This is a genomic window from uncultured Campylobacter sp. (genome assembly GCF_963517995.1).
Lineage (GTDB): Bacteria > Campylobacterota > Campylobacteria > Campylobacterales > Campylobacteraceae > Campylobacter_A.
The window spans coordinates 1-10,336 of sequence record NZ_CAUQHQ010000081.1; the positions used below are offsets into that span (position 1 = coordinate 1).

Genomic DNA, 10,336 nt, shown 5'->3' on the forward strand with positions numbered 1-10,336 from the left:
TCGATAAACCCAGCGGCGTGCTCAGTCACCCAAACGGCAGACACTGCGAGTACTCTTTAAATGATGAAATTTGGTCGCTCTACGGCCGAGAGGCCTCAGTCGCGCACCGCCTAGACTGCGAAACGAGCGGACTCATCGTCGTGGGTAAAGACAAAAATGCGGTCGTAAATTTGAAAAAACTTTTTGAAAATCGTCAGGTTTGTAAAAGCTACGTCGCGCTGGCGCAGGGAAAGATAAGCGAAAATTTGCGTATCGAGGCAAATATGGATCTGGCAAACGACTACGACGATGTAAAAATGCGAATGCGAATTTGCGAGGACGGCAAAAGCGCTGTGACGGAGATTTCGCCGATAGAGTATTTTGCCGATATCGATGCGACTCTGGTGCGAGCCGTACCGCTCACGGGCAGACAGCATCAAATTCGTTTGCATTTGTTCCACGTGGAACATAAGATTTTAGGCGAACCGCTCTACGGTCTAATGCGACCGCAAATTGAGAAAATTTTAGATAAAGAGATGAGCGAAAGCGAGCGAATTTTGATAACAGGTGCGCCGAGGTTGCTGCTGCATTCGGATGAAATTGGCTTTAAATTTGACGGCGTAGAGTACAAAATAAAATCCAAATTTGACGCGGAAGAAGAATTTTATAAACTCGTAAAGCGCAGATAGATTTTGGGCCGATTTGACAGGCCGTTTTTACGACCGATATTTTATTTTCCGTTCGCTAGTTTTATAAAATTTTGCGGCATAAAAACGGTAAATTTTAGATACGCGGCATCCGCCAGTGCTAACATCAAATGCAAAACGATACTGCAAAATTTAGCTGCGATTAGGCACGATATGCTCGCATAAAAAGCTCAAAAGATAAACTAACGTAAATTTCGTTAGTAGATTTGGCCTTTTTAATTAGCGCGCGTTTAAATTTAGACGGCTGGAAACTGGTTTTAACACCGACCGGTTGGATTAAGCGGAAATTTATAGAGAAAAATCACGCAAATTTTATTCAAGGATACTTTTCATGAGTTTTATTAAAAAGACTTTCGGCGGACTTAGCTCGCCCTATTACCTGCGGCAGCTATTTTTCGGGGCTATTTTTACGGCTTTGCTTATAGTGCTTATGTATAACGGAGGCGATAAGCGAATTTTTAGCTATTTTATCTTTATCGCAAATACCTTTTTGTATCCGTATTCACGATTTGTTTATGAGAGCGTCGCGGATTTTATATTTGGAGATAACGTATTTTTCGTAAATGCGCTATTTTTACTTGTAGCAAAATTTATAACCATGCTGCTTTGTTAAGGTTTTGCTTTTGTTATCGCGCCGCTGGGGCTTTTGTATCTATACTTTTATCACACGAAAAACAAAACCTTTGACGAGTAAAAATCAATTTGCGCGTGGCGGCCGGGCAAATTTATAGCCAAAGGCTAAAAGCCGAATGCCGTCTCGCCGTTGCCGATTTTTACGACTTTGCCGCTTTGCGTCATCACGCCTAGGCCGTGCTCCATATCCCACGAGCAGCTAAACTCAAAGCCTATTTTCGCGGTTCTGCCGCTAAGTAAAATATAGATATTTTGTAGCTCCACAAGCCTGCCAAGCTCGTGAGGCGCGCAGATATTTGGTATAAAATCACTCTTTGTCTCGCTCGGATAGTCGTAAATTTTTTGCCATTTTGGATAATTTTTGAAAATCTCGGTCAGGATTTCGTTTAGAATTTCCTCCTGATTTTGCCTCAAAAAATCAACCGCGTTTGAGTGCGTGCGGCTTGGCTCGTATACCTCATCGCCTCTTTTGTTTAGAAACGTGCAGCAAAATTTTGCCTCTTGCTCTAAAATTTTACCGAAATGCTCAAGTTCTATCTCAAAGCCAAAATCCTCAAATTCATCCTCATCGCATCCTTCTTCTATAAATTCAGGCAAAATTTCGGGATTTGCAAGATAATCTTTAAAAAATTTAGCGATGCGTTCGTCTCCGGCAAATACGTAATCCCTGTCCGCTTCGTAGCTTTTTTGCAGATATTTTAGCGCCGATTCTTTTTGGCCGCAGGCTAGACAGCGCTCGCCTCTATAATAGTCTTTCACGTAGGACGGTCTATCTTTTGCCTTATCGCACTTATACATCTCATCGATCCAGCGTAGGACGTTGGCGCAGTCTTTCAGCTCCTCGTATTCGCTTATCATACGGTGCGCGTAGATGTATGCGTCGTAGATTTTGTACTTTTCCTCGTCTGCTTCCGCCCATTTTGTTTCTATGAAATCCACGATTTGCGCTTTTGTTATCTTTGATTTTTTAAGTAGCGATTTGCTTAAAAATACGTCGATTTCGTCCATTATTTTTTGCGCGTTCATTGTTACTCCGTTATAAATTTCCTACCGATCTGCCTTATGATCTGAAAATAATCGCCGAATTTTTCTTCTACTTTTTTGAAATTTTTTATCTTATACGCATCTTTTTTGTCGCGATGACAGAGCATCAGATAGGTGGTAAAGTGTAAAATGTCTAAAATTTCGGCACGCAAATTTTTATCTTTTATCTAGGTTTCTAGGCAAATTTTTAGGATTTTCTTAAAAAGTTTCTTATCGAAATAGCAAAAATCATAGAGCAAAACGAAAAACGAGTCGTCGTTATTTCTGTCTATTTGCTCTCTTAAAAATGCTATATCATCGGTTTCGTTCGTCATAAAAAGCCGTCTTTATGATTAGACCGAGCCCTGTAAAAACCACAACGCAGACGAAAACTATCTGGGATATATCAAGTAGCGTCATTTTGACGCCTTGGCTATCGTTTTGCCGCTTGTTTGGTTGTCGCGCTCTTTTAGCTGACCGCACGCCGCGCTGATGTCAAGGCCCTTGCTTTGCCTGATAGTGCAGGTTACGCCATGATCTCGCAGGTACGTCTGAAATGCCTTCATGTCAGCCGTGTTCGGGCGTCCGTATTCGCTGCCTTCGTGCGGATTAAAGTAGATCAAATTTACCTTTGCCTTAATGCCGTGCAGCAGCGAAACGAGCTTTTTAGCGTCTTTTATACCATCGTTCATGTCTTTTATGACGAGGTACTCAAACATCACTCGCTTGCGCATATCGATCGGAAAGCCCCTCACTGCCTCCATAACGGATTCAATTTTGTAGGCATTGTTTATCGGCATCAGTTTACTGCGGAGCTCGTTAGTAACGGCATGCAAAGATATCGCTAACAGCACGCCCAGATCCATCTCGCCGAGCTTTTTTATCTGGCTACCTAGACCGCTCGTGCTAACGGTCTGGCGGCGTGGCGCGATAGCTAACCCGTCGTTTTCTTTTAAAATTTTTATAGCTTTACTAACGTTTTCTAGATTGTCTAGTGGCTCGCCCATGCCCATGTATACGACATTTACGCGGCGTTCGTAGGGGATTTTATTTTCTCTTTTTATCCACAAAATTTGCCCTACGATCTCACCCGGCGTTAGGTTTCTCGTTAGTCCGCTCTTACCCGTTAGGCAAAACGAACAGCCCATGCGGCAGCCTACCTGCGAACTAACGCAGATCGTATAACGAGCGTGACGCGCCACCTCGCCGTTTCCGTCGCTAAGCTCCTCTTTCATCGGCAGTAGTACGCTTTCTATCCGCAGTCCGTCTTTGAGCTCAAAAAGATATTTGATCGAGCCGTCGTTGCTCTGCTCAAATTTAACGCATTTTAGCGGGTCGAGGTAAAACTCCTGCGCCAAATTTGCGCGTAAATCCTTCGGCAAATTTAGCATCTCGTCAAAACTCGTCGCGTTTTTTTTGTATAGCCATTCGAAAATTTGCTTCGCGCGAAACGGCGGCGAGAGCTGTTCTTTTAGCTCATCTAACGTAAAATCAAGCAAATTTTTCAAATGATTTCCTTTTGTTTTAGGTAGTTTTCCAGCTCTTTTTTGGCTTGCTCGTGGTTTTTTATAAAATCGACATGTGCGTTTTTGTCGCAAAAATTCGTCGCTACAAATATGCCGTAAGCCGGGATTTGAAATTTTTGCGCGACTTTAAGTACGGCAAAAAATTCCATATTTTCTAAAAAATATTCGCGATCAAAAAGCTTATGAGCCAAATTTTGGTCGGTCGTGATAAAATTTGACGAATTCACTTTGCATGTTCCACGTGGAACAATAGAAGTGATCTCGCCTTCTATCGGTGAATAGCTCTTGTTTTCTAGGCTTGAAATTTCGATGTTTGCCGCGGCCGAGCTCTCATAAATTTCAAAAATTTCACCTTCCTTGTAAAGTCCTGCCGAGCCTATAAAAATGATTTCTCTCGGCAGCGCATTTAAAATTTTATCCGGATTTTGTGCGGATTTTGTGCTTTGCAAAATAGGCGAATCAATCAAATTTAGCCTCTCGTCAAGCTGCCGATTAGCTGTCAAATTTTGCTCGTATCTACCGCACCCATTGACCATAGCTCGCTTTTGCAAAAGCGCCGTTAAATTTATGCTCATATCCACTAGCCCGACGCCCATCGGTAGCGCGAATGGAAAAATCTCGTTTCGCCCCGCCGAAATAATCACGCCCTACCCTTTTGCGCACTAAATTTAAGCTCAAATTTCACAGTCTGACCTCGATGCCGTTTTGTCTGAGATAAGTTTTAAGCGCCCTAATCTCGATCTCTCTAAAGTGAAAGATCGACGCCGCTAAGCATGCGTCCGCGCCCGCTAAAAATGCGTCCTTAAAATGCTCCATTTTGCCCGCGCCGCCGCTTGCGATCACGGGGATATCAAGCTCGCTAAAAATTCGCGTCAAATTTAACTCAAAGCCGTTTTTAACGCCGTCGCAGTCCATCGACGTGAGTAAAATTTCGCCTGCACCGCGCTCCTGCGCCTCTTTTGCCCAAGCAAGCGCGTCTTTACCGGTATCTAGCCTTCCGCCGTTTATAAACACGCTATAGCCCTTGCTCGTTTTCTTTGCGTCGATCGCGACCACGACGCACTGCGAGCCGAATTTATTCGCCGCTTCGTCTATCAAATTCGGGTTTTTGATCGCGGCCGAGTTTAGGCTTATTTTGTCGCAGCCGACGTTTAGTAGGCGCGAGATATCGTTAATCGTGCGTATGCCGCCGCCCACGGTTAGCGGAATAAAAAGCTCGCGCGCGACCCGCTCTACGACGTCCACGATCGTATCGCGCTCAAGGTGCGACGCCGTGATATCGAGGAAGCACAGCTCATCCGCGCCCTCCTCGTTGTATCGCTTGGCTATCTCGACCGGATCGCCCGCATCCACGAGACCTACGAAATTTACGCCCTTTACGACGCGACCGTCTTTGACGTCTAGGCATGGGATTATGCGTTTTGCAAAATGATTCATCGCTCTTCTTTAGCTAAAATTTGGCTTTATTTTAGCTAAATTTGACTTATCTAATCATTACATAAGATATTTTTGGGTAGAATCGGCGAAAATTTAAGGTAAATTTACGCCGATGCCGCAAACATCGGTGTGCTTTAGGTGGGTGCAGGGAGCTTGCTCCCGCCCGTAAAGAGTGGCTTCGCTACTCTGCGGAGTTAAAATGGAAAATATTAAAGCAAAAAAATGCTTCGGGCAAAATTTTTTACACGACGAAGCGACGCTAAATAAAATCATCCAAGCGATTCCCAAAGATACGCAAAATATCGTTGAAATTGGGCCTGGCTTAGGTGATTTGACATTTAGAATTTTGCGGATTTGCGGCGTAACTAGCTACGAGATAGATACCGAGCTTTTTGCGCTGCTGCAGAAAAAATTCGCAAACGAAATTCAAAACGGACGATTGAAACTTTTTTGCAAAGACGCGCTAGATCAATGGAGCGAAGACGGCCTGAGCGATGAGCCGTATTTTTTAGCGGCAAACCTGCCCTACTACGTTGCCACGAAGATGATCCTAAACGCGATCGAAGACGAGAAATGTCGCGGCTTGGTCGTGATGATACAAAAGGAAGTCGCGCTCAAATTTAGCGCAAAAGGCGGCGATAGAGATTTTAGCTCTTTGGCGATTTTAGCCTCGCTTCAAGGCGGCTGTGGGCTGCTTTTTGACGTGGATGCGAGCTGCTTTAACCCACCGCCGAAGGTGACTTCCTCGGTTATAAAACTGCAAAAAAGTAAAAATTTAATAGGCGAAACCGGAGTATTTGAGAGTAAATTTGAATACGAAAAATTTAAAACTTACCTCAAAATCGCCTTTAGCGCGCCTAGAAAAACGCTGATGAAAAATTTGAGTTCAAGCTACGAGAAGTCTGAACTCGAGCGAATTTTTAGCCTGCTAAATTTGAGCGCAAATATCCGTCCGCACGAGCTAAATGTCGATCTTTATCTAGAAGTATTTAAAAATTTAAAGGAAGATAATGAACGACAAGAACGAAGAAAAAGCGGTGGTTTCTCAGGGCAAGAGCAATAAAAAGCGCAGATTTCGCCCGAGAAATAAAAATAAACAAGAAAATTTGGACCAAAACGCGCAAAATGGCGAACAAAAAGCCAGTCAAAGCGTGATAGATAATTTCTTTTTAGAGCCTTTTGACGGCGGCGAACAGCATGCCAAAAACGGCGAACATACTAACGCTAACAAACAAAACGGCAAAAAAAATCGCAGTAAAAACGGCAAACAAAACTCCCAAAACGGCGTACAAGGCGAAAATAAAAACGCTAACAAGCAAGCCGCTAACGCCGAAAATCAAACAGCAGAAGCTAAGCCTAAAAAACAGCGAAAGCCGAAGAAAAATTTACCCGCCAAGCTAAGCGGAAACGAGCAATGGCAGCAAGATATAGCTAGCGCAATGGAGGCGAACAAAGCCGTCCATGAACTACGCCTCGAGCCGATGAAATACCTAAACTCGACCGATCACAGGATCCGCGTCACGCCTCTTGGCGGGTTGGGCGAGATCGGCGGAAATATGACGATATTTGAGACCGACACGAGCGCGATCATCGTGGATATCGGTATGAGCTTTCCTAGCGAGAGTATGCACGGCGTGGATATCCTTATTCCCGACTTTGACTACGTACGCAAGATAAAAGACAAGATAAAAGGCGTCGTCATCACGCACGCACACGAGGATCACATCGGCGCGGTGCCCTACTTTTATAAAGAGTTTAAATTTCCGATTTATGCTACGCCCTTGCCGCTTGGTATGATAAATAACAAATTTGAAGAGCACGGACTAAAGCAGGAGCGTTCGCTTTTCCGCTCGGTGGAGAAGCGCAAGCCGTATTTGATAGGAGATTTTGAGGTCGAGTGGATACACATTACCCACTCTATCATCGACGCTAGCGCGCTAGCCATCACGACAAAGGCTGGCACCATCATCCACACTGGCGACTTTAAGATCGACCACACGCCGATCGACGGCTACCCAACAGACCTTGGCAGACTCGCATACTACGGCGAGCGCGGCGTACTGTGCCTCATGAGCGATAGCACGAACAGCTACAGAGAGGGCTTTACTAAAAGCGAAAGTAGCGTGGGTAAGACCTTTGACGCGATATTTTCTAAAGCCAAAGGCCGCGTGATAATGAGCACGTTTAGCTCCAACATCCACCGCGTCTATCAGGCGATCGATTGGGGACTAAAATACAACCGCAAGGTCTGCGTCATCGGTCGCAGCATGGAGCGCAACCTCTACACGGCGATGGAGCTTGGCTATATCAAGCTTGATAAGAAAATTTTCATTGATGCTAACGAAGTCGGCAAATTTAAAGATAACGAGGTGCTGATAGTTACCACCGGCTCTCAGGGCGAGACGATGAGCGCGCTGTACCGCATGGCTACCGACGAGCACAAATACATCAAAATAAAGCCGACCGATCAGATCATCATCAGCTCAAAGGCGATCCCCGGCAACGAAAGTAGCGTCTCTACGGTGCTAAATTTCCTCATCAAATCAGGTGCTAGCGTCGCGTATCAGGACTTCAGTGAGATACACGTGAGCGGTCACGCGGCGCAAGAGGAGCAAAAACTGATGCTGCGCCTAATAAAGCCTAAATTTTTCCTCCCGGTCCACGGCGAGTACAACCATATCGCAAAGCATAAAGAAACGGCCGTAGCATGCGGCGTGGACGAGCGAAATATCTATCTGATGAGCGACGGCGATCAGATGGAAATTTGCCAAAAATACATGAAGCGCGCCAAAACGGTAAAAACGGGCAAGGTATTTATCGATAACCAAATCAACAAGCAAATTTCAGACGACGTCGTGATCGATAGGCAAAATTTGGCCGAAGCGGGCGTCGTAATGATCATCGCTCAAATTTCCCGCCACGGCGCTAAGCTTATAAACAAGCCTCGCGTCATCAGCTACGGACTCGTGGGAGATAAGCAAGACGGCGAGTTTAGAAAAGAGATGGAGGGCGTGCTGGAGCAGTATCTAAGCAACGTCAAAGAGGAGCTTTTGAAAGACGGTAGGATACTTGAAGGCCAGATCCGCCAAGTTATCCGTAAGCATATATTTAGAAAAGTCAAAAAATACCCGACCATCGTGCCGATCATATACCTGATGTAAGGGCGCAAAATGATCGATACAATAAAAATAGCCGCTAACGTGTTAAGAACGGAGGCTAACGAGCTAACGAGAAATGCCGAGATTTTAGACGGCGAATTTGAAAAAGCGGTTGAGGTTCTATACAAAACCAAAGGCAAAGTCGTAGTCACGGGCGTGGGAAAGAGCGGACACGTGGGCGCCAAGATCGCTGCGACGCTTGCTAGCACGGGCACGCCTAGCTTTTTCATGCATCCGACCGAGGCGATGCACGGCGATTTGGGTATGATCGGCAAGGATGATACGCTGCTAGCCATCAGTTTTAGCGGCGAGAGCGAGGAGCTAACCAAAATCCTGCCTCACGTGCAGCGTTTCGGCGTGCCGATAGTCGCGATGACGAGGGATAAATTTAGCACGCTGGGCAAATTTAGCGACGCGTTTGTGAAACTTGACGTTAGCAAGGAGGCCTGCCCGCTGGACGCCGCGCCGACTAGCTCGACTACGCTAACGTTAGCCTTAGGCGATGCATTAGCCGTTTGTCTGATGGAAAAGCGCGGATTTAAAAAAGAGGATTTTGCAAATTTTCATCCAGGCGGAAGTCTCGGCAAGAGGCTATTTTTAAAGGTAAAAGACGTGATGCGAAGCGAAAATTTACCGATAGTTCGCTGGAATGCGAGCCTAAAACAGGCTATCGATACGATGACGCACGGTAAACTCGGCACCGTTCTCATCGTGGATAAAGACGGCGTTTTGGATGCGATTTTAAGCGACGGAGACCTTAGGCGAGCGCTGATGAGAGAGGACTTTGATCTAAACGATGCCGCGATCAAATACGCGACGTTAAAACCAAAAGAGCTAAACGATAAAGAGATGTTAGCGATCGATGCGTTAGCGCTTATCGAACGCTACAAGATCCAACTCCTAGCCGTTGTGGAAAACGGCGTGCCCGTAGGCGTTCTGCACATCCACGACCTTGCAAATTTAGGACTATAAAATGCAAAAAAGCAGACTAAATAAATTTATATCGCATAACACGAGTTATTCGCGTAGAGAGGCCGACGAGCTCATAAAGCAGGGCAAAGTTAGCGTAAACGGTCGCGTCGTTAGCGAGCTAGCTACGAGTGTTAGCGATGAGGATAAAGTAAAGATAAATGGCCGTCCCGTGCGGCTAAAAAAAGAATTTACGGTGATCGTTTATCACAAACAAAAAGGCGAGTTAGTTAGTAAAAAGGACGACCGCGGACGCAAAACGATCTATGATGGCTTGGACCGACAGTTTGCTAAATTTGTTAGTATCGGGCGACTTGACTACGCTAGCGAGGGGCTACTTTTACTAACGGACGCCCCGGCGATCGCGACTGCGCTGATGAACAGCGACGTAGAGCGCGAATACTATCTAAAGGTAAAAGGCGAGATAACGCCTGAAGTGATAACGGCGATGAACGAGGGTTTTTTCGCTGCGGACGCCACCAAGGGCGCGCATGCTAAAACCGCGATAAAATCGATGGAATTTAGGCCGTTTTTAGACTATAAAATTTTTGGCGCCAGCGGCGGCTTTACAAAGCTAAAAGTCGTGATAAACGAGGGACAAAACCGCGAACTGCGCCGCTTTTTCGGATATTTCGATCTTGAGGTGATGGATCTAAAACGCGTTAGTTTCGGGCGCGTAGATCTTGGCATGCTAAGGCCTGGTAAATGGCGATATTTTGAAAACAGTGAATATGAAGCGCTGAGAGATTTTTTGAAGGTTAATAATATTAGATATTAATGGTGGAGTTAAGCGGGATCGAACCGCCGACCTCTTGAATGCCATTCAAGCGCTCTCCCAGCTGAGCTATATCCCCAATCATTGAAAGGATTTTGGAATTATATCATTTTTATCTTACGAAATTTT

At 45.4% G+C, this 10,336-nt stretch carries 13 protein-coding genes and 1 tRNA gene; 6 read left to right on the forward strand and 8 right to left on the reverse strand.

What is annotated here, in order from left to right; translation table 11 throughout:
• Together RYL88_RS08625 and RYL88_RS08630 are read left to right on the forward strand one after the other, a co-directional pair.
• Positions 1–668: RNA pseudouridine synthase (locus tag RYL88_RS08625; protein ID WP_314990604.1), on the forward strand; the 668-nt coding region annotated here is incomplete at its 5' end.
• Between the two features lie 349 nt (positions 669–1,017).
• Positions 1,018–1,299: a hypothetical protein gene (locus RYL88_RS08630; RefSeq protein ID WP_314990606.1), complete on the forward strand. Its 282-nt coding sequence runs from the start codon at positions 1,018–1,020 to the stop codon at positions 1,297–1,299.
• A 125-nt stretch (positions 1,300–1,424) separates the two neighbouring features.
• On the opposite strand, the gene RYL88_RS08635 is transcribed toward RYL88_RS08630, so the two are convergent.
• Genes RYL88_RS08635 through hisF form a run of 7 tightly spaced genes read right to left on the reverse strand, consistent with a single transcriptional unit; the run spans position 1,425 to position 5,305 of the window.
• Complete coding sequence (locus RYL88_RS08635) at positions 1,425–2,345, reverse strand: hypothetical protein (protein ID WP_314990608.1); 921 nt, start codon at positions 2,343–2,345, stop codon at positions 1,425–1,427.
• A 2-nt stretch (positions 2,346–2,347) separates the two neighbouring features.
• On the reverse strand, positions 2,348–2,515 hold the full coding sequence (locus tag RYL88_RS08640) for a hypothetical protein (protein ID WP_314990609.1): 168 nt from the start codon (positions 2,513–2,515) through the stop codon (positions 2,348–2,350).
• Between the two features lie 15 nt (positions 2,516–2,530).
• A complete protein-coding gene (locus RYL88_RS08645) occupies positions 2,531–2,677 on the reverse strand; it encodes a hypothetical protein (protein ID WP_314990611.1) in 147 nt (48 codons plus the stop codon).
• The gene (gene bcsF / locus RYL88_RS08650) at positions 2,658–2,762 is read right to left on the reverse strand and encodes a cellulose biosynthesis protein BcsF (RefSeq protein WP_314990613.1); all 105 of its coding nucleotides are present in this window, start codon (positions 2,760–2,762) and stop codon (positions 2,658–2,660) included. Before bcsF ends, RYL88_RS08645 begins: the two co-directional genes overlap by 20 nt.
• Complete coding sequence (gene rlmN / locus RYL88_RS08655) at positions 2,759–3,850, reverse strand: 23S rRNA (adenine(2503)-C(2))-methyltransferase RlmN (RefSeq protein WP_314990615.1); 1,092 nt, start codon at positions 3,848–3,850, stop codon at positions 2,759–2,761. The genes bcsF and rlmN overlap by 4 nt, the downstream gene beginning before the upstream one ends.
• On the reverse strand, positions 3,847–4,512 hold the full coding sequence (locus RYL88_RS08660; RefSeq protein ID WP_314990617.1) for a purine-nucleoside phosphorylase: 666 nt from the start codon (positions 4,510–4,512) through the stop codon (positions 3,847–3,849). Before RYL88_RS08660 ends, rlmN begins: the two co-directional genes overlap by 4 nt.
• A 37-nt stretch (positions 4,513–4,549) precedes the next feature.
• Positions 4,550–5,305: an imidazole glycerol phosphate synthase subunit HisF gene (gene hisF / locus RYL88_RS08665; protein WP_314990619.1), complete on the reverse strand. Its 756-nt coding sequence runs from the start codon at positions 5,303–5,305 to the stop codon at positions 4,550–4,552.
• Positions 5,306–5,504: 199 nt separating this feature from the next.
• Here hisF and rsmA point away from each other — a divergent pair, with 199 nt between their 5' ends.
• Genes rsmA through RYL88_RS08685 form a run of 4 tightly spaced genes read left to right on the forward strand, consistent with a single transcriptional unit; the run spans position 5,505 to position 10,210 of the window.
• Positions 5,505–6,368, forward strand: coding sequence for a 16S rRNA (adenine(1518)-N(6)/adenine(1519)-N(6))-dimethyltransferase RsmA (rsmA, locus tag RYL88_RS08670; protein WP_314990621.1), 864 nt, complete (start codon positions 5,505–5,507; stop codon positions 6,366–6,368).
• Positions 6,316–8,466 carry a ribonuclease J gene (locus RYL88_RS08675; protein WP_314990623.1) on the forward strand — a complete coding sequence of 717 codons (2,151 nt, stop codon included), beginning with the start codon at positions 6,316–6,318 and terminating at the stop codon, positions 8,464–8,466. Before rsmA ends, RYL88_RS08675 begins: the two co-directional genes overlap by 53 nt.
• Before the next feature lie 9 nt (positions 8,467–8,475).
• Positions 8,476–9,435, forward strand: coding sequence for a KpsF/GutQ family sugar-phosphate isomerase (locus tag RYL88_RS08680; RefSeq protein ID WP_314990624.1), 960 nt, complete (start codon positions 8,476–8,478; stop codon positions 9,433–9,435).
• A gap of 1 nt (position 9,436) precedes the next feature.
• Positions 9,437–10,210, forward strand: coding sequence for a pseudouridine synthase (locus RYL88_RS08685; RefSeq protein ID WP_314990626.1), 774 nt, complete (start codon positions 9,437–9,439; stop codon positions 10,208–10,210).
• Here the strand turns inward: RYL88_RS08685 and RYL88_RS08690 are convergent.
• A tRNA-Ala gene (locus tag RYL88_RS08690) sits at positions 10,211–10,286 on the reverse strand.
• Positions 10,287–10,336: the final 50 nt, after the last annotated feature.